This is a genomic window from Thermostichus sp. MS-CIW-25, assembly GCF_054060015.1.
In genome coordinates, this window is the sequence record NZ_JBSSCS010000030.1 from 13,411 (window position 1) to 35,706 (window position 22,296).

Genomic DNA, 22,296 nt, shown 5'->3' on the forward strand with positions numbered 1-22,296 from the left:
GGAAGTGAGCGCAACATAGCAATGGGGAGCTGGAACAGGCTCCGCTCGCAGCTCTGGAAACCCGCAGTTTATGGCTCGACTGGAAGATCTCACCCCTGGCGCCAAGGTCAAAGGGATCCTGCCCAATCAAACCGTTGCCATCGTGAGTGTGAGGTGGTACGGCAGCAGCACCATCGAGGCCATCTACAAAGACACTCAGGGGCGTCTCCATTCAGAGCTTCTGTTTCGGGATAAAGAGCCAACCCTAGAGGTGGTAGCCGAGGGATCCCTTGGCAACTTCGAGGGAGACGGCGCCTTATTTCGCCTAGCTTCAGAGGCCTATCGGATTCGGCTGGCGCACCTGTTTGATCCCTTGCTGGCCGTTCACACCTCTCTGGTAGAACCCCTGCCCCACCAGATCAGCGCCGTCTATGGGGAAATGCTCACGCGGCAGCCGCTGCGGTTTTTGCTGGCCGATGACCCAGGTGCCGGCAAAACCATCATGGCAGGGCTTTTGGTTAGAGAGCTATTGATTCGAGGTGACTTGCACCGCTGTCTCATCGTTTGCCCGGGGAGTCTAACGCTGCAGTGGCAAGATGAGATGGTGCAAAAGTTTCATTTGCCCTTTGAGATCTTGACCAACGATCGCATTCAAGCCGCCCGAACTGGCAACCCTTTCCTGGAGATACCTCTTCTCATTGCCCGCCTCGATAAGCTCAGCCGAGATGAGGCCCTGCAGGAGAAACTGAGGCAAACTGATTGGGATCTGGTTATTGTTGATGAGGCCCACAAACTCTCCGCATCCTTCTTTGGGGGAGAAATCAAAGAAACCAAGCGTTACAAGCTGGGCAAGTTGCTCTCGCAGCTAACACGCCACTTTTTACTGATGACAGCCACTCCCCACAACGGTAGAGAAGAAGACTTTCAGCTTTTTTTGGCTTTGCTGGATGGGGATCGCTTTGAGGGGAGATTCCGAGATGGAGTTCATACCTGTGATGCCTCGGATTTGATGCGGCGGCTGGTGAAAGAAGACCTGCTCAAGTTCGATGGCAAGCCTCTCTTTCCCGAACGGCGAGCTTACACCGTCCAGTACGTCTTGTCTGACCTGGAAGCCAGGCTCTATAAGGAAGTGACCGATTACGTGCGCGAAGAGTTTAACCGCGCGGAAGCTTTAGAGCAAGGTAGCCGCAAAAGGACGGTCGGTTTTGCTTTAACCATCCTGCAACGTCGGCTAGCCTCTTCTCCAGAAGCGATCTACCGATCCTTGCTGCGAAGACGAGAGAGACTGCAGCGGAAGCTAAAGGAAGAACAATTGCGCAGCCGGGGAGACAACCTTGCTTTTACCACTTCCCTGCTAGACGAAGAAGGCTGGGATGAGGATTTTGAAGACTGCCCTGCTGAAGAGCGGGAACCGCGAGAAGAAGAGCTGGTAGATCAGGCAACTGCCGCCCGCACAATTGTCGAGCTGCAGGCAGAAATTCAGCGGCTGCAGGAGCTGGAAAAATTAGCCTTGCAAGTGAGACGTAGCGGCAAAGACCGCAAGTGGGAGGAGCTATCGAAACTCTTGCAAAATCAGGGGGAGATGTTTGATGCCGGCGGACATCGGCGCAAGTTGGTTATCTTCACCGAACATCGAGATACCCTCAACTATCTGGCTGACCGAGTGGGGAACTTGCTGGGCCAACCGGAAGCGGTGATCACCATTCACGGCAGCATGGGTCGAGAAGAGCGCAAAAAAGCCGAGGAAGCCTTTAAACAGGATCCCGCCGTTCAAGTACTCATTGCTACCGATGCTGCGGGAGAAGGGATCAACCTTCAACGGGCCCACCTGATGGTGAACTACGACCTGCCTTGGAACCCCAACCGCCTGGAGCAGCGCTTTGGGAGAATTCACCGCATTGGTCAAACCGAGGTCTGCCACCTGTGGAACCTAGTGGCCGAGGAAACGCGGGAAGGAGATGTCTACTTGGCTTTGCTGAAAAAAATAGAAATCGAGCAAAGGGCCTTGGGGGGCAAGGTCTTCGATGTCCTGGGCAAAGCGATTGCCGGTCAAGAACTGCGAGAGCTGCTGATCGAGGCCATTCGCTACGGGGATCGTCCAGAGGTCAAGGCCCGACTCAATCAAGTGATTGCAGATCGCCTAGACCACGAGCGGCTCAGGGAACTCCTGGCAGAACGCGCCCTGGCCCACGACTCGATGGATACGACCAAAGTGCAGCAAATCCGGGCGGAAATGGAGCGAGCCGAGGCCCGCAAGCTCCAGCCTCATTTCATCGCCTCCTTCTTCCTAGAAGCTTTTCAACGCTTGGGTGGCACCATTCGAGAGCGGGAACCCAAACGCTATGAAATTACCCATGTGCCGGCAGCAATTCGCAATCGCGACCGCCAGATTGGGTTGGGCGCACCCATCTTAAAAAAATACGAGCGGATTACCTTTAACAAAAACCTCATCAGCGTCCCCAACAAGCCCCCGGCAGAGTTCATCTGCCCAGGCCATCCCCTGCTGGATGCCACTCTGGACTTGGTTTTGGAGCAACACCGAGATTTGCTCAGACAGGGATCCATCCTCGTCGATGAAAACGATCCCGGCGAAACACCACGGATACTGGTGTACCTAGAGCATGCCCTTCAGGATGGGCGCCTAGACCGAAATGGCCAGCGACGGGTTATCTCCCGACGGATGCAATATGTGGAGATCTTTCTCCCCGCTCCCCAAGGGCTAGGAGGAGGAGAGAGCGTCAGGGTAAGAAGCGCCGGCTATGCTCCCTACTTGGACTACCGGCCCCTAACTCCCGCAGAGCGCGACCTTGTGAAAGCGAAAGCTGGATCCCACATCCCCCAGCTCTCGGCTTCAGAGGTAGAAAGCCAAGCCATCGCTTACGCCATTGAGCGTTTAGTTCCCCAGCATTTCCAGGAAATCAAAGCTCAGCGGGAAGAATTGATCAACAAGACGGAGCTGGCTGTTAAAGATCGCCTCACCCGAGAAATTAACTACTGGGATCATCAAGCTGCACAGTTGCGGCTGCAAGAGCAAGCCGGCAGGCCCAACGCCAAGCTCAACTCTGCCAAGGCTCAGCAGCGGGCGGATGAGTTGGCGGATCGCCTTCAGAAGCGCCTATCGGAGTTGGAGCAGGAGCGCCAGCTATCCTCCTTGCCGCCGGTGGTAACCGGGAAAGCCTTGGTGATCCCCATCGGACTGCTGCAGCGGCTACAGGGCAAGCGAGGGTCAACCCCTACCACCTTTGCCCGCGAAACCCGGCGAGTAGAACAAGCAGCAATGGCTGCCGTTATGGCCATAGAGCGGGCGTTGGGCTACGAACCTCGTGATGTCAGCGCTGAAAACCTGGGCTATGATATCGAATCCGCTGGAAGGGAAGGCCTTCGCTTCATTGAAGTCAAAGGCAGAGTTGAGGGAGCAAAGACGGTAACCGTTACCAAAAATGAAATCTTGACAGCTCTCAACAAACCCGACCATTTCATCCTGGCTTTGGTAGAAGTGCCAGCCGATCCCGCCTTTCCAGAAGGGGATGCCTTCAGGGTAAAGACCCCTGCAGGCACCTACACCGTGCCGGGCGAAGGCTGCCAGGTGCGGTATGTGCGGCGGCCTTTTCAACGGGAGCCGGATTTTGGGGCCAGTAGCGTCAACTATGATTGGAAAGAATTGTGGAATCGAGGAAGGGATCCCAAATAGATACTAACTTTCATTGGTAGGATGAATTCATGCTACTGGAATTGCGGCAAATCCATGTTCCAGCAGGTCAGCGAGTTGTCTTGCAGCCCAACATGGCTTGTCCAAAATCAAGATGCCTTAGCTTGTGGGGGCGTGGGGTAGCTAAGCCCCGCACTGTACCCGTAGTGTCAGTGTCGGGATACAGATACCCCCACATGATGTATGATGGGAGTAGTTGTATAAAACGGCGTTGCCGGAATCTGGTACAACTACGCGGTAGGGCATTCCGTGTCTGCGCGTGGAGGGTTCTTGCGAAGGCTCCCCGATGAAGCGCGAAGCCCACGCTGTACCTGTAGGGTCAGTGATGGGAGTATGTCACTTGTTCTTGAACAGGCTGGAGCCATCTTTTCGTTGAGCCCGCCTTCCCCTCAGACTAAACTCTAAACTGCAGCCTGTTTAACCCGAGTAAACTACCCGACACCAACCGCTAGGCGGTACGAAGCGGGCTTTTAGTAGCCCTGCAGTTAGCAAGCCAACCACGTTCGCGAAGCGAGCCGTAGGCTTGACCTCTGGGGTGGTTTACAGCACCCCCAATCGACCGTTACCAGTGCCTTAAACAACCGTTTCTGGTGTCCGCAGTATTATTTATTATAGCATTCCTCCCGACACCGACCCTACGGGTACAGTGCGGGGCTCCTGCAATTTCTAGCTGACCTTTGTCTAATGAGCCGCCGCAAGAAGCTGATTGAAGTTGCCCTGCCCCTCGAAGCCATCAATCTGGAATCGGCTCGCGAGAAATCCATCCGCCATGGTCACCCCAGCACCCTACATCTCTGGTGGGCGCGGCGACCCCTAGCAGCCTGTCGGGCAGTGCTCTGGGCTTCCCTGGTCGATGACCCTTCCAGTTGGCCGGACAAGTTCCCCACCGAGGCCGACCAAGAGCGAGAGCGGCAGCGGCTGTTCAACATCCTGGGCCGCATAGAGATCGAACAGGGGAAGCGGGTCGTGCGGGGTCTGGTGTCCTGGGATGACGTGAACGATCCCAACTCCGGGGTGCTGGAGGCAGCGCAGCGAGAGATTGCCCGATGTCTAGCCTGGGATCGGGGGGAAGAGCCCCCTACGGATCCGGCAGCCGTTAGAGCATACATCGCCAAGCACGCGCCGCCCGTTTACGATCCCTTTGCCGGTGGCGGATCCATCCCGTTGGAAGCGCAGCGCTTGGGGTTAGAGGCCCATGCCAGCGATCTCAACCCGGTGGCGGTGCTGATCAACAAGGCATTGATCGAGATTCCACCGAAGTTTAAGGACAAAGCCCCCATCAACCCTGAAGATCGGGCTAAGAAGCATATCTCAGCCTGGCGGGGTGCCCAAGGATTGGCAGCAGATGTCCGGTATTACGGGGCTTGGATGCGGGAACAAGCCTTTGAACGCATTGGACATCTCTATCCTCCCTGTTCAAACCCCTTAGGCACAGAGGAGTTGACGGTGATTGCCTGGTTGTGGGCGCGGACGGTGACCTGTCCAAATCCAGCCTGCCGCTGTCAGATGCCCTTGGTGCGATCGTTTCAGCTTTCGACGAAGAAGGGGAAAGAGGCTTGGGTAGAGCCAGTGGTGGTGAATGGGGGAGAGAGCGCTTCTGCTCCCTCAATCCGGTTTGTGGTCAGGTCAGGTAAGGGCAAAGCGCCGGAGGGAACCGTAGGCCGCAAAGGAGCACGCTGCATTGCCTGCGGAACGCCTGTGCCGCTGGAGTACATCCGCAAAGAAGGTCAGGCCGGACGCATGGGATCCCAGATGATGGCCATAGTGGCAGAGGGGCCAAACGGCAGAGTGTACCTGGATCCCACCCCAGAGCACGAGGCAATTGCCAATTCGGCTCAACCCAGTTGGAAGCCGGATACTGAGTTACCCAAGGAAGCATTAGGGTTTCGCGTCCAAAATTACGGCATGACCAAACACGCCGACCTCTTCACCCCTCGGCAACTGGTGGCCCTCACCACTTTCAGCGACTTGGTGGCGGAAGCACGGGAAAAGGCCATTGCCGATGCCAAAATGCTACGCACCGCTGACGCGACTGCCTCCGGACTCCCCAATGACGATGTGCCCTTGGCTGAGGGCGGAACGGGAGCTAGGGCCTATGGAGAGGCGATTAGCGTTTATTTGAGTTTTGCGATCAACAAAAGTTCGGATTATTGGAGCAGCATTTGCACTTGGCACACCAGTGGCGAGAAAATGAGCCATGTTTTTACACGACAAGCAATTCCTATGGCTTGGGATTTTGCCGAAGCCAATCCCATGAGTGATTCAACAGGAAACTTCAATGGTGCGATTGATTGGATTGTTAAAGTTCTTGAAAACGCGCTTCCCAATTCTCTTGCTCAAGTCACCCAACATGACGCAACAGCCCCTCACCCCCACGACACCACCCCCAAGCTCATCTCCACCGATCCCCCTTATTTCGACAACATCGGGTATGCCGATCTCTCGGATTTCTTCTATGTCTGGCTGCGTCGTTCCCTTGGCTCTGTCTATCCCAACATTTGCAGCACTTTGTTGGTTCCCAAAACTCAAGAACTGGTGGCAACGCCCTATCGCTTCGGGGGCAGCAAACAAAAAGCAAAAGAATTCTTTGAAACAGGACTGGGCAAAGCCTTTAACCGACTGCATTACCTCTCCCGTGCTGATTATCCCCTCACAGTTTACTATGCCTTCAAGCAAACCGAAGAAGACCCCTCACCCCCCGACCTACTCTCCCACGAGGGGCGAGAGGGAGAAGAAGATGAGGATATAGATAATCCAGTTCCCCTCTCCCGCTCTGGGACAGGGGTTAGGGGTGTTCGCGTTGGCGGCACAGAACCCATGGGCAGAGCCTCTACCGGATGGGAAACCATGCTGGAAGGCTTAATTAGGGCTGGGTTCACGATTGACGGTACTTGGCCTATGCGCAGCGAACTCAAAAATCGCATGGTTGCATCTGGCTCCAATGCTCTCGCTTCCTCGATTGTCCTCGTCTGTCGTCCCCGCCCCGCCGATGCGCCCAAGGCTACCCGTCGCCAATTCCTTGCCGAGCTGAAGCGCGAGCTGCCCAAGGCGCTTAAACTTCTGCAGCAGGGCAGCATTGCTCCTGTGGACTTGGCCCAAGCCAGCATCGGCCCCGGCATGGCCATTTATTCCCGCTACGCTGCAGTTTTGGAAAGCGATGGTTCTCCCCTGACCGTCCGCACGGCCCTGCAACTGATCAACCAGTACCTAGATGAATATCTCAGCGAACAAGAAGGGGAACTCGATGAGGGCAGCCGCTGGGCCACCACTTGGTTTGCCCAATATCAATTTGAGCCAGGCCCCTACGGGGAAGCAGAAGTCCTCAGCAAGGCCAGAAACGTCAGCATTGAGTCCCTTGAGGAACTTGGGATCCTAGAAGCCAAGGCCGGCAAGGTGCGGTTGTTGAGAAGAGAGGAAATAGCCCAGAGAAAAGAAAAGGGAGCAGATTCCCTCTCCTTGCTCCTTGCTTCCTCCGCCTGGCTCATCACCCAGACCCTCATCCACACCCTCGATCGGAAAGGAGAAATGGAAGCCGCCGCTCTCCTGGCTGCCTTGGGAGATAGAGGTGCGGTTGCCCGCGATCTGGCCTATCGGCTCTATACCCTCTGCGAAAAGAAAGGCTGGACTCAAGAAGCCCTAGCCTATAACACTCTCGTCATTGCCTGGCCAGAAATTAACCGGCTAGCATCCGAAATGAAGAAAAAGCAGCATGATCCTTTCCAGCCCAGCTTGCTTTAGCCCCCTACCTCTGGGGGAAGCAAAGCGTGACATACTCCCGACTCCGACTGCAGGCAGTACGGAGCGGGCTTCTCGCTTCATCGGGGAGCCTACGCAAGAACCCTCCACGAGCAGACACGGAATGCCCTACCGCGTAGTTGCACCAGATTCCGGCAAAAGCCGTTTTGTGCAAGTACTCCCATCATACACCATGTGGGGGTATCTGTATCCCGACACTGACTCTACGAGTACAGTGCGGGGCTTAGCTACCCCCACACCCCCATAAGCTAAAAGACCTCAGAGTTTCTATCCTTACACCCAACCAGACGATGGTCACCCTCCAGCTTCGACAACTCACCATCCCACCCGGCCAGCGCCTGCTGATTCACAATCTGAATTGGTTAGACTTTGAAGCCATCCTAGATGAGCTGGGCGAAAAGCGAGCCAGCCGCATTGCTTACAGCGATGGGATATTGGAAATCAGAATGCCCTCACCCAAGCATGAGCGAGAAAAATCCATCATTGGAGACATTGTCAAAATCTTGCTAGAGGAACTGGAAGTTGACTGCGAATGTTTTGGGTCAGCTACCTTCAAACAGCAAGCAATGAACTACGGGATCGAACCTGATGAATGCTTCTATATCCAAAATCACCAGGCCGTGATTGGCAAAGATCGGCTGGATCTATCTGTTGACCCGCCTCCGGATCTGGCCATCGAAGTGGATGTTACTTCCAAAACCCAGATTGAGGCTTACACCCGCCTAGGAGTGCCCGAACTTTGGGTTTATCAAGGCAACCAGCTAACCATCTACATCCTGCAATCCGGCCAATATCAGGCTTCTGCCACCAGCCCAACCTTTCCTCAGCTACCGATTTTAGAGTGGGTGCCAGAAGTCTTGGCCCAAAGTCGAGATCTGGGTAGAAGTCCAGCCCTTCGTGCCCTTCGCCAAAAAATACGCTCCATCTTAGGGAATTAATACGAGCCATAGGCCACGTACTCTGAGAGTTTTGCCCAAAGAAGATGATGCTTGCCCTCAACCTGCAACCGGCTTTGAATTTAACCGATGAAGTTTTCGAACAGCTTTGCCGGCAAAATCCTGAGCTGCGCCTAGAGCGCACTGCCCAAGGAGAACTGATCGCCACGGCCCCTGCAGGCAGCGAAAGCAGCCGTCAAAACTTGAGCCTCAGCGCCCAGCTCTGGCAGTGGAACCGGCAAACCCAGCTTGGTGTAGCCTTTGACTCCTCTGCAGGTTTTGCCCTGCCGAATGGGGCCATCCGCTCTCCCGATGCCGCTTGGATTGCCAAAGAGCGCTGGCAGCAGCTTACCCCAGAGCAGCGCCGTCGCTTTGCTCCTCTTTGCCCTGACTTTGTGCTGGAACTAAAGTCTCCTACTGACGAGCTGGCTATCCTTCAGGCCAAGCTGCAGGAGTACCTGGACAACGGATCCCAACTGGGCTGGTTAATTGACCCAGAAAAGGGCCAAGTTTACGTCTATCGCCCAGGTCAGCCGGTGCAAGTTTTGGAGCGACCTGCTAGTTTGTCTGGGGATCCCGTTCTCCCTGGCTTTGTGGTGGATCTCACCTTAATCTGGGAATAGTGCTCCCCACGCTCTAAAACTGCCCACCAGGATGAGCTCATGATTGCCCTCAACCTGCAGCCGGCTGTGAATTTAACCGATGAAGTTTTCGAGCAGCTTTGTCGGCAGAATCCTGAGCTGCGCCTGGAACGCACCGCCCAAGGAGAACTGATCGCCATGGCCCCTGCAGGCAGCGAAACTGGATTCCGCAATGCCGACCTGCTGGGCCAACTGTGGCAGTGGAATCGAGGCAAGAACTTAGGTTTTGTCTTTGACTCTTCCGCGGGCTTTGCCCTGCCCAATGGGGCCATCCGCTCTCCCGATGCCGCTTGGATTGCCAAAGAGCGCTGGCAGCAGCTTACCCCGGAGCAGCGTCGTCGCTTTGCTCCTCTTTGCCCCGACTTTGTGCTGGAACTGAAGTCCCCCACTGACGAGCTGGCTATCCTTCAGGCCAAGCTGCAGGAGTACCTAGACAACGGATCCCAACTGGGCTGGCTGATCGATCCAGAAAGCCAGCGGGTTTACGTCTACCGCCCAGGTCAGCTGGTGCAAGTTTTGGAGCGGCCTACTAGCTTGTCTGGGGATCCGGTTCTCCCTGGCTTTGTTGTGGATCTCACTTTAATCTGGAAATAATCGACCCACCCCCTAACTTCAATTTCATTCAATCACTTATGGCTATCAGCAACCACGAACGAGTTGGACGCGCCCTCAACCTTCTGCGGCAGGGGCTTTATCCTTTTGTCGTGCGGGAGATGCAAGCCTTCCATGGAGAGAAGTGGCTGACAGTTGTCGCCGACAACCTGCCCGAGAGCTCTCCCAAATTCAAAAGTCCTGAGCAGATCCTGGAGGAAGATGTTTTGGCGCTGCTGACTCTCATGTGGGAGCAGTGGAACACCGTCTTCAGGCAAACTCTGGGACAAGCGGAGCGCACCCTAGTCAGCGAGCTGCGCAATACCCGCAACACCTGGGCCCACACCTGCACTTTTGGTTTTGACGATGCCTATCGCGCCCTCGATAGCGTTGCCCGACTGCTGAGCGCCATTGCTGCCCCCCAAGCTGCCGAAGTTGAAAAACAAAAACAAGAGCTACTGCGACTGCGCTTCGAAGAACAGGCCAAGCGGGAAAGCCGTCGCGCTATGGGATCCCCTACAGAAGGTCAGCCCCAGGCTGGCCTCAAGCCCTGGCGCGAGGTTGCCACTCCCCACCCCGATGTGGCTTCAGGTCGCTTCCAACAAGCCGAATTTGCCGCCGATCTTTGGGAAGTCTACCTGGGCGAAGGTTCGGATGAGTACCGGGATCCCGTCGAGTTCTACCGCCGCACCTACCTTACCGAGGGATTGCAACAACTGCTCACCAATGCCCTGAAGCGCCTCAGCGGCCAAGGGGGGGATCCCGTGATAGAGTTGCAGACCAACTTTGGCGGCGGCAAAACCCACGCCATGCTTGCCCTCTACCACCTCTTTGGAAGAGGGGCTAGGGGTGAGGGCCCCCTACCCGGCACAGAGTCTCTTCTCCAAGCCGTCGGTCTGCAGAGACCACCTCAAAACGTCAGGATAGCCGTCCTGGTGGGGAACAAGCTCCAGCCCAGCGGCATTCCCTCCTACAAGCCTGAGCACGCCCAGCAAAACCGCCCCCTGATCCGCACCCTTTGGGGGGAGTTGGCCTGGCAACTGGGAGGTGCCGAAGGCTATGCGCGGGTGCAGCAGGCCGACGCAACTTCCACCAACCCCGGCGATGCGCTTAAAGTCTTGTTCAACCGCTATGCCCCTTGCCTGATCCTAATCGATGAGTGGGTGGCCTATGCTCGCCAACTCCACGACAGCCCTGACCTAGCCGGCGGCAGTTTCGACACCCAGTTTACCTTTGCCCAAACCCTGAGCGAATCGGCCAAGAACGCAAAAGATACACTGCTGGTGGTGAGCCTTCCTTCTTCGGATATCGAAATTGGCGGGGAGCGGGGCAAAGAAGCTCTGGTTCGCCTGAGAAATGCCATTGGCCGGGTGGAATCCCCTTGGCGGCCCGCGAGCGCTGAAGAAAGCTTTGAAATTGTCCGCCGCCGCCTGTTTCAGCCCCTCACCAATCCCGAGCTATTTGTGCAGCGGGATGCCGTGGTGAAAGCGTTCATGGATCTCTATCGCAGCCAAAGCCAGGAATTTCCCAGCGAGTGCAAAGAAAGTGACTACGAACGCCGCCTCAAGGCTGCTTATCCCATTCACCCAGAGCTGTTTGACCGCCTTTACTCCGACTGGTCTACTCTCGACAAGTTTCAACGCACCCGCGGTGTGCTACGGCTGATGGCCAGGGTCATCCACACCCTCTGGGAGCGAAATGACCGCAGCCTGATGATCCTGCCCGCCCACATCCCCATGGACGATCAACAGGTACAAGCAGAGCTGACCCGCTACCTAGACGACAACTGGCTGCCGGTAATCGACAAAGACGTGGATGGCCCCACTTCCCTGCCCCTGACTCTCGACCGAGATCACCCCAACCTGGGCCGGTATTCCGCCTGTCGCCGGGTTGCCCGCACCATCTACATGGGATCCGCCCCCACCCTGCGGGCCGCCAACCGCGGCATTGAGGAGCGCCGCATCAAGCTGGGCTGCGTGCAACCGGGAGAACACCCCATCACCTTCGGCGATGCCCTGCGGCGGCTATCCGACCAGGCAACTTACCTATACGGAGATGGCAGTCGCTACTGGATTTCCACCCAGCCCAACGTCAACCGCACTGCTCAGGAGCGAGCCGAGCAACTGTTGAGGGACGAGCCCCACACCCTCTGCCAAGAGATCATCCGGCGCCTCAAAGCCGACAGAAATCGCGGTGAGTTCAGTGCCGTTCACGTTGCCCCCGACTCCACTGCCGATATTCCCGACGATCCCACTTTAGGCGTGCGGCTGGTGATCCTGCATCCTCAGTATTCCCATAGCCGGGGTAGCCAGGATAGCCCTGGGCGAGTCTGGGCTGAGCAGGCCCTCCAGCGTCGCGGCAGCGGCCCCCGCTACTACAGGAACATGCTGCTGTTTTTGGCGCCCGACAAAACCCGCCTGGAAAGCCTAGAACGCAATACCGCCCAATACCTAGCTTGGAAAGGGATCCTGGAAGACAAAGATCTCCTCAACCTAGATGCCTTCCAAACCGCCCAAGCCAATACCAAGCTGCACCAATCCGAGGCTGCTGTTGAGGCTGCTCTGCGGGAAACCTATCAATGGCTGCTGATCCCAGCCCAGCCTGATCCCCAAGGCAGTCTAGAGTGGAAAGAATGCCGACTGCAGGGGCAAGATTCCCCCATTTTGCAAGCCAGCCGCAAAGCTGTCCACGAGGGGGATCTGGTTACCGCTTACTCTGCCATCACCCTCCGCCTGGATACGCTGGATAGATTCCTCTGGCGCGAGGCTGATCACATCGATCTCAAACGACTGTGGGAATGCCTGGCCCAGTACCTCTACCTACCCCGCTTGAAAGACCCATCCGTTCTTCTAAGAGCTGTAGAAGACGGGGTAGCCTCAACTGCTTGGGAGGATAGCTTTGCCTACGCAGAGGCCTTCGATGAGTCCAAAGGCAAATACCTCGGCTTGCAAGTGGCAGCCATAGTCAAGCCCAGCATCGGTTCCAACAGCCTGCTGGTCAAGCCAGAGGTTGCCCGCCGTCAATTGGAAGCCCTTCAAGTTCCTTCCCCAAAGGCGCCCTGCATCTTCCCAGACAGCACTCCGCCTCTTCCTGGCCCCGGCGAGGAGGATTCCCCAGTTACGAATCAAGGAAATCAAGTTTCCCAGCCGGCGTTGCCGAGGCGATTTTACGGCAGGGTGGAAATGGATCCCCTGCGGGTCAACAGAGATGTTGCAACCCTTGCCGACGAGGTCATCCGGCACCTGACCAATCTGCCAGGAGCCACTGTCAAAATTACCCTGGAAATCGACGCGGAAATACCGGAAGGCTTACCGGAGAGCGTGAGGCGCACGGTAGCGGAAAACTGCCGAACCTTAAAGTTCTGCACCCTGGAGTTCGAGGACAATCCGCATAGTCATTTTTAAGCGGGAATGAAACTTTTTCCTTAGCATTGTGCACTAGCTGATACATTTACGCTGAACACTGCTGTTCGCTTGCGTGGCGTAGCCACACATCACTGTTCAACTATGCAGCGATAGCATTCTGTTTGTTTCCAACCAGAATGGCGGTATCCCGCAAAGCTTTGAGTAGAATACCCAAAGCGCAGTTTCCGTGTCGTCTTACTACCAATTTTCTGCTTTGCTTTGGCTACCATGTTGGCAGACTCGAAAGTAAACAGAAAGATCAACTGGTAGTAATCCGTACTGAACATATTATACATTATTTTCAGTATAGTTGAGCTTATTATTGACTAGAGTCATGCTCTCTCCCTTTGCCTGGAGGTGGTGGTTGTGGCAGCGGCGCGGAACGCTGGGGCGGCACCGTGGAGCATGCCTCTAACCCCCAAAACCCTGAACTTTGCTGAATTTACTGAGCTTTAGGCGGTTTGGCAAAAGTCATTGAGAGGGATATAGTAGACCAAGTTTCCCCCTGATCCTTGAGTCCACCGCAACGGTTGCCGGGAAGTGAAGGGGGAAAGCGCTCGGGGGGTATTCCTCAGGGCTTTGCGGGATACCGCCTTCCTGTTTGGACTCCGTCCCGCTGACGCGAACAGAGATAGGCAGGATGCGATCGCTTCTTTCCTGAACCATGTTCAGGAGAGTTCAGCGTGAATGTATCAGCAATTGGGAAGTGTCTTAATCTAACTTGAAACGACTGTGACCCCGCTCTACTTCTCGGAGCTGAGCGCTGTCCCCACCTTCTCCATCAAGTCGTCCAGTTCGCTGTAGTCCGGCAGAGTCGTGTCGATGGCCTGCCCCTGACGCAACACCACCCGGTCATGTTGGGGTCGCGAGAGCAGCTCATCAAAGCCACGTCCCTTGAACAGCACCAGATCTGCCGGCAAGCCCACCCCAATTTGCCCTCGCTCGGTCAAGCCCATGATGCGGGCAGGGGTGGTGGTAATCGCCTGTGGCCAATCCCCATAGGGGGTATCCAGGTGCAAAATGCGGGTGGCCTCCCGGAACACCTCCAAGCCATCGTGATCCCCAAAGCCGTAGAAGGGATCCCGGCAATTATCGCTGGCTATCATCACCGGCACGCCCAAAGCCTTCAGCTCATGCAACAGCGTCACTCCCCGCCAGCGGGGGGTATGGCCGGGGTTACGGGCTTGCAAGTACAGGTTACACATGGGCAGGCTGACCACGGCAATTCCCGCCTCTCTGACCAAGGCCATAGTCTTGTGGGCCACCTCCGGCGGTTGCACGGCCAGGCTACAGCAATGGCCACACACCACCTGATGGGGAAAATCGTTGCGCAAGGCCGCCGCTGCTACGTATCTCAATGTGAGGGATCCGGGATCATCCGTCTCATCCGTATGAAAGTCCAGAGCCAGGCCCCGCTCCTTGGCCAGGGCAAACACCCGATCCAATTGCCGATCCAGTTCCGGCCCCATCGCCGCCACCCCACCCAGGATCCCGCCCACTTCCGCCACCTTGTCCGCCAGCTTCTCCCCTGCGGGGGTGAGAAAGAAGTCTAGGTCCACCAGCGTTACTGCTTGCAGCTCCAGTCTGCCCGCCCACTCTCGGCGCAACTGGGCAAAGATTTCCCAAATCATCTCGGCTGAGGGGCCATAGCAGACTAGGTGAGTGCGCACCGCCTGGGATCCATGGGCATAGCTGCAGCGCAAACCAAAGCTAAAGCGACGATAGAGATCCTCCCGAAACTGCTCCGGATCCCCGTCATAGGCTTGCTCCATCTTCGCCCAATCTTCCTGGCCGGCCTGCCTCGCCCCGGCAAAGGTACCATCGGGATTGGGGGTGCGCGGCCACACATGCCCCTTATCCAGGTGGGTATGGATGTCCACAAAACACGGCCACACTTGGCCCCGCCTTAGATCCACGCTGGGGATCCCCTGGGGCGGGATCCCTGTTGCCAGCCGGATTTGGCGGATCTGCCCCCCTTCAATTTCCAGATCCAGCAACACCAGGTTATCGCGGTTGGGGACAGCCCCCCGCACCGCCTCCTTCAGTACCGACAGGGGAACCTGAGCATTCAGCAGCCAGTAGTGGGCAACGCCGGGGATCTGCACGGTGGGCAACGAAAAAGTGACTCCCAATCTTAAGGGGATCCGAGCCCCTCAGGAGGAATCCAGTGCTACAGCAGCTAGGCAAACTGGCCCACCACCTGCATGGCAAAACTGAGCAAAATGAAGGCCAGCCAGGGGGAAAAGTCCAAGCCGCCAATGGGGGGGATGATGCCGCGGAACAGGTTGAGATAGGGATCGGTGAGTTGGCTGAGCACCGACAGGATGGGGTTAGACCAGTTCAGTTGCGGGAACCAGCTCAGCAAAATCCGCACGATCAGCAGAGCATTGTAAATGACAATGAACTGGTAAAGGGAGCGGAACAGCAAAGACGCGGCAGTGCCGTAGACCAACCCCAGGGAGAGGCCGTCCATCCAGGCGAGAGGAGACAACAAGTGGCTAAGCATCATAGCGGTTCAGAGAAGGGAATGAACAAAACACAGATCAGTCAGACAGACCAAACGCCGTCAGCAGAGGCAAACCTCACATCCGATGGCAACCCATCCAAAGATGCAAGGCAGAAAGCCATTGCCGCCTCTAGTTTGACATGGGCGGGAGACCCCTGAGGTTCCTTCTTCCCGCTCAAGCTCAAGAGTTTTCCTCAGCAGCAGGGGCAGGCACTTCCTTGACAAGCAACTGAGCCCGGGTGGCCTGGATCGCCTCGTTTAACTCGGCAATCTTGGCCTCTAGAGTGCGGCGGGCTTGAGCAATGCGTTCTGCCTCATTTTCCCACTTCCTCCAGTCGCTGGACATGGCCAACTCACCCGAAGCACTGAGGCGCGGTCGTTCAGGGGCTACCGAGGTGCCGTTGAGACGATCCGGATCCCGGCGTTGGCCTTCGGCGGATCCCTTGCTGAGTCGAGGGGCAAGCACAAACCCGATCACCCCGCCGATGATCCCTCCCAACACGGCGCCGGTCACTACACCCGCAATGAAATCACCTTTCTGATCTGCCACGCTTCTGTCCAGCTCAATAAACAACAAACTTAAACTTGAGCCACCTTCTTCCGTTCTATCTTTCCTGTCCCACTCCTGCCAGCAAATCCGACCAGGGTTGAGGTGGCCGCCAGCGGCTAAGATGTTCCAGATGGGCTTGCACCTGATCCCTGAACTCGGCAAACGTGTGTTGCAGATCGCCGGTCGAGGGTAGGGATCTCAGCGTCGCCTGCCAGAGGTAGGCCGGGGAAAGTTCAGGGCTGATCAACCGCCACAGGCGCTGCAGCTCCTCAAAGTGAAGGCGATCATCTTCTGTGAGGGAAAGCACCAACTGGCGGCGCAGATCGCGGGCCTCTTCCGACATCAGGTAGCGCAAACCCGTTTGGGCGGTGGGTAACCAATCCAATCCCCCATCGCTGCGGGCAATTTGAATCAGGTTCTCCAGGCGGTTCCAGCGGAACTTACCATCCTTGATCAACACTTGCAGCAGCCGTTGGCGAATACGCGGCGATTCATCCGTCAGCAGGCGCTTGGCCACATAGGGATAGGCCACACCGACGATGCGGAACTGGGGATAGAGGCTGAGGGCTACTCCCTCTTGGGTCACCAAAGAGCGGATCACCAGAGCAAAGTGGGAGGGCACCTGAAAGGGGTAGCGGTACATCAAGTCGGAGAACTGATCTGTGGCCGTTTTGAAGTTAAAGTTGACCACCTCTTGGGTCAGCACGTCTGCCAGCACCTTTTCCAAGGCGGGGATCAGCTCTTGGCGGCCGACATCCGGCTGCAAAAAGCCCAGATGAATAAAGTCATCGATCAGGGCGTTGTAGTCGCGATCCACCAGGTGAACCAGAGCATCCACCAAGTACTCCTTCATTTCCTCGGTAAGCTGATCCATCATGCCGAAATCGATGTAGGCCATACGGCCATCGGTGAGGGCAAACAAGTTACCTGGGTGGGGATCCGCGTGGAAAAAGCCGTATTCCAGCAATTGCTTGAGGGCAGCAACCACCCCGATACGCACCAATTGTTTCACCTCCAGGTTGGCTGCTCGAATGCGCTCCACATCCGTCAGCTTGATGCCGTCGATCCACTCCAGGGTTAGAACCCGGCGGCTGCTGTAAGCCCAAAAGATGCGCGGCACGTACACATCCGGATCGTCGCGGAAGTATTCGGCGAAGCGCTCGCAGTTTCGCCCTTCGTGCAGGTAGTCGATCTCCTCAAAAAGCTTGCGGCCAAACTCATCGACCACCGCCGTCAAAGTACTGCCCAGGTTTAAGGGCAGCCAGGGGCCCAGCCATGTCGAGGCCCAGCGAATCAGGTACAGATCCAGGCTCAACTGCTCTCGCAGATGGGGTCGCTGCACCTTCACCGCCACCCATTCGCCGCTGTGCAACTGCGCTTTGTAAACCTGGCCCAAACTGGCAGCAGCCACCGGCTCTGGAGAGATCTGGGCAAAGATCTCGGCAATCGGACGGCCTAACTCGGATTCGATGCGGGCAAATGCTTGCTCGGAAGGAAATGGCGGCAGTTGATCTTGCAGTTGGGTGAGTTCTTCTAGGTAGTCTTTGCGCACCAGATCGGGGCGGGTGGAGAGGGCCTGCCCCACCTTGATGAACGTTGGCCCCAGGTCGGTGAGCAGCTGTCGCAACTGCACCGAGCGCCGTCCCACATTGCGATCAGTGTGTCCCCACAGTTGATCCCAGCGCAAACAGAGGACAAACCACAAGAAAGGCCAGAGAATGGCCAGCGCCCGACCAATCACTTGGGGCAGGCGCCAGCGGTAATAACGGCAGATCAATTGCGGATCGTAAACTTCCAAAGCGGCAATGGGCGAAGTTCTACTAAACACACTCCAGCGATCTCACAGTCTTTTGTTTTAAAGCTCTCGGTATCCATCTTAACAGAAAAAGCCTCGCCGTTTCTGCGCAAGGGCCTGTCAGCCCCATCCTGCCCCCTTCTCGGCCAGGGCTGGCCTGTTTCCCCCTCAAATGATGGTGTTGTCCGGGATCACCGAGTCTTTGATGATGGTGACGATGCCATTGCTGATCCAGATCCCTTCCTCTTCCCGCTGCGCTTCGGTGACGTGATCCTTGTTGAGGATGCGGACATTGCGCCCAATGCGGGCATTCTTATCCACGATGGCGTTGACAATGTGAGAGTTGGCCCCGATGCCCACCGGTGGGATCCCTTCCTCCAGCCTGGCCTGTCGCTCTTCTGCCGACTCGTAGTAATCGGCTCCCATTACCAGGGTGTTTTCCACAATGGTGTTGGCCTCCAAGCGGCTGCGAATGCCGATGATGGAGTTGCGAATTTGGGCGTTTTTGATGATGCAGCCATCGGCGATCATGGAGTTGACAATCTGGGAGTCGAGGATTTTGTTGGGGGGCAAAAAGCGCGGGCGGGTGTAGATGGGCATTTCGCTGTCGAAGAAGCTGAAGGGCGGGTTGGGCTGCTGCACCAGTGCCAGGTTGGCCCGGTAAAAAGCCTCGATGGTGCCGATGTCTTCCCAGTAACCCTTGAAGAGGTAGGCTTGCAGATGGTACTTGCCGATGGCTGCCGGCAGCACCTCTTTGCCAAAGTCGGTGTGCTCCTTGACTTTGAGCATCTCGATCAGAGCTTCTCGCTTGAATACATAGATGCCCATGGAGGCGATGTAGGGCTTGGCTTTGGCTTCTTCCGGGCTGAGGCCGAGGGCTTGGGTGTCCACCTGACAGGCTTTCAGCAGATCTCCTGTTGGCTTTTCCTTGAAATCCACAATGCGACCGTTCTCGCCAAGCTTGAGCAAGCCAAAACCCGAGGCCACTTTTTCTTCACAGGGGAGCACCGCCAGCGTCACATCGGCCCCAACCTGCCGGTGATGGTGGATGAAGGGGCGGTAGTCCATGCGGTAGAGGTGATCCCCAGATAGGATGAGGAAGTCCCGCGGCTTCCAGGAGTCCATCAGCCAGAGGTATTGGCGAACGGCATCGGCGGTGCCTTGGAACCAATCGGGATTATCAGGGGTTTGTTGGGCCGCCAAAACGTCCACAAAGCCGCCTGTAAAGGGAGACAAGCGGTAGGTGTTGACGATGTGGCGGTTCAGAGAGGCAGAGTTGAACTGGGTGAGGACGTAGATTTTTTCGATGTCGGAGTTGATGCAGTTGCTGACCGGGATGTCGATGAGGCGGTATTTGCCGGCCAGGGGCACAGCAGGTTTAGCGCGGCGCTTGGTCAGGGGATAAAGTCGGGTGCCACGCCCACCTCCCAAGATGATCGCCAGTACATCGCGCATGGTTGTCCTCCACCAGGCTACACCCAATAGCATAGACTGCTGCGGGGCCACCTAAACGGCTGTCCTGTCGGATCTGGCCGGGCTGCTCGGAAAGGGGAACAAGTTGGCAAAACGGGGGGAGCTGATGGCGCGTATCCTGGCCTTTACCAACAACAAAGGGGGCACTGGCAAGTCCACCCTCTGCGTCCACGCGGCTCAGTTGACGGCCCAACGGGGATACCGAGTTCTGCTCATCGATCTCACGTCCCAGGCCACTGCCAGCAGTCTCTACTTGGAAGAGGCCGGATCCTTGCCGGCACCGGAAACGGTTTGGGCCAGCTTACACCCGCAACACCAACGTCCTCTGGAAGAGGTGATCTACTGCACCGACAAGGGGGTAGATGTGGCGCCCTCCCACAGCACCATGGCGGAAGTGGCGGCCCAACTGGCTGCTGCTGGAGAGATGGGGCAGAATCTATTGCAGCGCCAACTGGATCCCTTGCTGCCGGACTACGACTTCATCTTTCTCGATACGCCGGGAGAACTGAATGCTCTCACCGCCAATGCCCTGCGGGTGGCCCAGCGGGTGTTGATCCCGACACGGCTCAACCGCGCCGATTTCTCCTGCACGGAAGTGACCTTGCGCTACATTGAGGCCCTGAAAGGCCAGCTAAGCCAAGCCCGCGCCATTTTGACAATGCTGGATGACCGCTATCTGCCGGGGGGCATTTGGTCGGGATCCCACACCGGGCAATTGTATGTGCAAGCGCAACAGATTTTTGCGGATGTGCTTTCACCCGTTACTATTCCAGATAGCAGCGATTTGCGCATCGCTTTTGACTACGGCTTGACGGTGATGGACTATCGGCCTGGATCGGCGGTGTGTCAGCGGCTGCTGCAGTTTGTTGAACGCGAGGTGCTCTTGTGACTGGATCTGACCGTAGCCTCTTTCCTTCGTCGGGGGAAACTTCCCGCCGCTCCGGCGGAATTCGGCGCAAGGCCGGTGCTAAAACCAGTTCAGAGCCCACCTCCGCAGAGTCTACTCCCACAGGCGAGGAGCCGACAACGATGTCTTCTCAGTCTCCCCCAGAACCAACCCCAGAATTGCCGGAAATTGCAGCCCTCAAAAGCCAACTGGCCGAAGCTCAACAACTCTTGCAAGACTACCAAAACAAAGTCTCTACCCTGCAAGCTCAATTGCAGCAGGTTACTGCCCATCGGGACGAATTGCAAAAGGCGCTGGCGCAGTTGCAAGCGGTTGCGGACGAGCGGGCTAAAACCATCCAGGAGTTACGGAAACCCAAAGAGCAAGCCCCCATCATTCAGCCCAAACCCCAATCCTCGCCTCTGCACGCGCAAAAGAAGATCATGAATCGGCCCATCTTCGACAATGTATCAGCCACCGATGAAAGCATGCCTCCCTATCTGCTGGATTGACTGGGATGGAAGGGATCCCTAAGGGCGTGATTTGGATGGGGTCTCCACCTGTTCTGCTCCCTCCTGTTTTCAGCCCGACCTGTGCTTTCTTCCCCACTTTCTGGGGATCTGGGATCCGATAGTTGGATATTGGATTGGATAACCTTTGTTCTCAGTGCCCTTCTCATGAGCCAATCTCCATCGACTCTCCCTTCTGGTGATGCCATTCCGCCCCACGGGGGCACCCTGATCAACTGCATTGCCCCGCCTGAGCAGGCGCAGGAGCTGCGTTCCAAAGCCGAACATTGCCCCATCCTCTATCTCGACGAGCGGGCCCAATCGGATCTGGAGATGATCGCCATTGGGGGCTTCAGCCCGCTAACGGGGTTTATGGGGCGGGAAGATTACCAGGCCGTTCTGGAAACAATGCACCTGGCCAATGGCTTGGCTTGGTCGCTGCCGGTCACCCTGCCGGTCTCCTCAGAAGTGGCAGCGGGTCTGAAAGAGGGGCAAATGATTGCCTTGGCCAGCTCCGCAGGCAAGATCCTGGGCTTACTGGAGCTGACCGAGAAGTTCACCTACGATAAAACATACGAAGCCCTGCAAGTTTATCGCACCACCGATGAGCAGCATCCAGGGGTAAAGGTGCTCTACGAGCAGGGATCCGTCTATTTGGCCGGCCCCGTCACCCTCCTGCAGCGGGATCCCCACCCTCTTTTTCCGGCCTACCAGATTGACCCGGCCCAATCGCGGCAACTGTTTCGGGAAAGAGGCTGGAGAACCATTGTAGGCTTCCAAACCCGCAACCCCATCCACCGCGCCCATGAATACATCCAAAAATGTGCCTTGGAGATTGTGGACGGGCTATTTTTGCACCCGCTGGTGGGGGCTACCAAAAGCGACGACATTCCCGCCGATGTGCGCATGCGCTGCTACGAGGTGTTGATCGAAAAGTACTACCCCAAGGAGCGGGTGATCTTGGCCATCAACCCTGCGTCGATGCGCTACGCCGGCCCCCGCGAGGCTATTTTCCATGCTCTCATTCGCAAAAACTATGGCTGTACCCATTTCATTGTGGGGCGGGATCACGCCGGGGTGGGGAACTACTACGGTACCTACGATGCCCAACACATTTTCGATGAGTTCCAGCCGGGGGAGCTGGGCATCATTCCCTTGAAGTTTGAACATGCTTTCTATTGCACCGTCACCGGCACCATGGCCACGGCCAAGACCAGCCCCAGCCAGCCTCACCAGCGCATTCACCTCTCAGGTACCAAGGTGCGGGAAATGCTGCGCCGCGGTGAAGTGCCCCCGCCGGAGTTTTCTCGACCAGAAGTGGCCCGGCTGCTGGCCGAAGCCATGCGAGAGCGGGGTTAACCCTGGGAATCTCCCTAAGTGGCAGTCAAAAAGGGCCTGGGACAGACCAGACCCTCTGTATTGAAAGTTGTATTGAAAGTTGAACTTGAACCAGATTCCAGTCGAGTATCAGCTAGAAATCGCAGGAGCCCCGCACTGTACCCGTAGGGTCAGTGCCGGGAGGAATGCGCTTTGATGAAGTACAATGAACTTATGAGCCAAGT

14 protein-coding genes are annotated in these 22,296 nt (G+C 56.7%); 9 read left to right on the forward strand and 5 right to left on the reverse strand.

Features of this window, described 5'->3' with window-relative positions:
• The first annotated feature begins 70 nt into the window (after positions 1-70).
• The 6 genes from ACVWZ1_RS10765 (at position 71) to ACVWZ1_RS10790 (ending at position 13,015) form a co-directional block, all read left to right on the forward strand.
• Positions 71-3,670, forward strand: coding sequence for a helicase-related protein (locus tag ACVWZ1_RS10765; RefSeq protein WP_457503355.1), 3,600 nt, complete (start codon positions 71-73; stop codon positions 3,668-3,670).
• Positions 3,671-4,372: 702 nt separating this feature from the next.
• Complete coding sequence (locus tag ACVWZ1_RS10770; RefSeq protein ID WP_457503356.1) at positions 4,373-7,426, forward strand: DUF1156 domain-containing protein; 3,054 nt, start codon at positions 4,373-4,375, stop codon at positions 7,424-7,426.
• Between the two features lie 308 nt (positions 7,427-7,734).
• The gene (locus ACVWZ1_RS10775; protein WP_414329080.1) at positions 7,735-8,382 is read left to right on the forward strand and encodes a Uma2 family endonuclease; all 648 of its coding nucleotides are present in this window, start codon (positions 7,735-7,737) and stop codon (positions 8,380-8,382) included.
• A gap of 47 nt (positions 8,383-8,429) precedes the next feature.
• A complete protein-coding gene (locus ACVWZ1_RS10780) occupies positions 8,430-9,002 on the forward strand; it encodes a Uma2 family endonuclease (RefSeq protein ID WP_414329684.1) in 573 nt (190 codons plus the stop codon).
• Between the two features lie 39 nt (positions 9,003-9,041).
• On the forward strand, positions 9,042-9,614 hold the full coding sequence (locus tag ACVWZ1_RS10785; protein WP_414344690.1) for a Uma2 family endonuclease: 573 nt from the start codon (positions 9,042-9,044) through the stop codon (positions 9,612-9,614).
• 38 nt (positions 9,615-9,652) lie between these two features.
• Positions 9,653-13,015 carry a Swt1 family HEPN domain-containing protein gene (locus ACVWZ1_RS10790; protein ID WP_414329672.1) on the forward strand — a complete coding sequence of 1,121 codons (3,363 nt, stop codon included), beginning with the start codon at positions 9,653-9,655 and terminating at the stop codon, positions 13,013-13,015.
• Positions 13,016-13,758: 743 nt separating this feature from the next.
• Here ACVWZ1_RS10790 and ACVWZ1_RS10795 read toward each other — a convergent pair.
• The 5 genes from ACVWZ1_RS10795 to ACVWZ1_RS10815 all read right to left on the reverse strand — a co-directional run bounded on the left by ACVWZ1_RS10795 (position 13,759) and on the right by ACVWZ1_RS10815 (position 19,321).
• Positions 13,759-15,120 (reverse strand): cytosine deaminase, encoded by a 1,362-nt coding sequence (locus ACVWZ1_RS10795; protein WP_457503362.1) that lies wholly within the window; start codon positions 15,118-15,120, stop codon positions 13,759-13,761.
• Between the two features lie 74 nt (positions 15,121-15,194).
• Positions 15,195-15,524, reverse strand: coding sequence for a YggT family protein (locus ACVWZ1_RS10800; RefSeq protein ID WP_414419115.1), 330 nt, complete (start codon positions 15,522-15,524; stop codon positions 15,195-15,197).
• A 178-nt stretch (positions 15,525-15,702) separates the two neighbouring features.
• Positions 15,703-16,035 (reverse strand): hypothetical protein, encoded by a 333-nt coding sequence (locus tag ACVWZ1_RS10805; protein ID WP_457503357.1) that lies wholly within the window; start codon positions 16,033-16,035, stop codon positions 15,703-15,705.
• A gap of 91 nt (positions 16,036-16,126) precedes the next feature.
• Positions 16,127-17,899 carry an ABC1 kinase family protein gene (locus tag ACVWZ1_RS10810; protein ID WP_457503358.1) on the reverse strand — a complete coding sequence of 591 codons (1,773 nt, stop codon included), beginning with the start codon at positions 17,897-17,899 and terminating at the stop codon, positions 16,127-16,129.
• A 135-nt stretch (positions 17,900-18,034) separates the two neighbouring features.
• Entirely contained in the window at positions 18,035-19,321 is a 1,287-nt protein-coding gene (locus ACVWZ1_RS10815) for a glucose-1-phosphate adenylyltransferase (RefSeq protein ID WP_457503359.1), read from the reverse strand.
• A gap of 124 nt (positions 19,322-19,445) precedes the next feature.
• On the opposite strand from ACVWZ1_RS10815, the gene ACVWZ1_RS10820 reads away from it, so the two are divergent.
• From ACVWZ1_RS10820 to sat, 3 genes are all read left to right on the forward strand, one after another.
• A complete protein-coding gene (locus tag ACVWZ1_RS10820; protein ID WP_414350153.1) occupies positions 19,446-20,228 on the forward strand; it encodes a ParA family protein in 783 nt (260 codons plus the stop codon).
• Positions 20,229-20,368: 140 nt separating this feature from the next.
• On the forward strand, positions 20,369-20,737 hold the full coding sequence (locus ACVWZ1_RS10825; RefSeq protein WP_414329683.1) for a hypothetical protein: 369 nt from the start codon (positions 20,369-20,371) through the stop codon (positions 20,735-20,737).
• A gap of 165 nt (positions 20,738-20,902) precedes the next feature.
• Positions 20,903-22,093: a sulfate adenylyltransferase gene (gene sat / locus ACVWZ1_RS10830; protein ID WP_457503361.1), complete on the forward strand. Its 1,191-nt coding sequence runs from the start codon at positions 20,903-20,905 to the stop codon at positions 22,091-22,093.
• Positions 22,094-22,296: the final 203 nt, after the last annotated feature.

What these genes read in the sequence shown, in the direction of transcription:
- ACVWZ1_RS10775 (WP_414329080.1), top strand. Translation starts at nt 7,735, where the DNA reads ATGGTCACCCTCCAGCTTCGACAACTCACCATCCCACCCGGCCAGCGC.
- ACVWZ1_RS10825 (WP_414329683.1), top strand. Translation starts at nt 20,369, where the DNA reads ATGTCTTCTCAGTCTCCCCCAGAACCAACCCCAGAATTGCCGGAAATT.
- ACVWZ1_RS10770 (WP_457503356.1), top strand. Translation starts at nt 4,373, where the DNA reads ATGAGCCGCCGCAAGAAGCTGATTGAAGTTGCCCTGCCCCTCGAAGCC.
- ACVWZ1_RS10815 (WP_457503359.1), bottom strand. Translation starts at nt 19,321, where the DNA reads ATGCGCGATGTACTGGCGATCATCTTGGGAGGTGGGCGTGGCACCCGA.
- ACVWZ1_RS10765 (WP_457503355.1), top strand. Translation starts at nt 71, where the DNA reads ATGGCTCGACTGGAAGATCTCACCCCTGGCGCCAAGGTCAAAGGGATC.
- ACVWZ1_RS10800 (WP_414419115.1), bottom strand. Translation starts at nt 15,524, where the DNA reads ATGATGCTTAGCCACTTGTTGTCTCCTCTCGCCTGGATGGACGGCCTC.
- ACVWZ1_RS10820 (WP_414350153.1), top strand. Translation starts at nt 19,446, where the DNA reads ATGGCGCGTATCCTGGCCTTTACCAACAACAAAGGGGGCACTGGCAAG.
- ACVWZ1_RS10785 (WP_414344690.1), top strand. Translation starts at nt 9,042, where the DNA reads ATGATTGCCCTCAACCTGCAGCCGGCTGTGAATTTAACCGATGAAGTT.
- ACVWZ1_RS10780 (WP_414329684.1), top strand. Translation starts at nt 8,430, where the DNA reads ATGCTTGCCCTCAACCTGCAACCGGCTTTGAATTTAACCGATGAAGTT.
- sat (WP_457503361.1), top strand. Translation starts at nt 20,903, where the DNA reads ATGAGCCAATCTCCATCGACTCTCCCTTCTGGTGATGCCATTCCGCCC.
- ACVWZ1_RS10790 (WP_414329672.1), top strand. Translation starts at nt 9,653, where the DNA reads ATGGCTATCAGCAACCACGAACGAGTTGGACGCGCCCTCAACCTTCTG.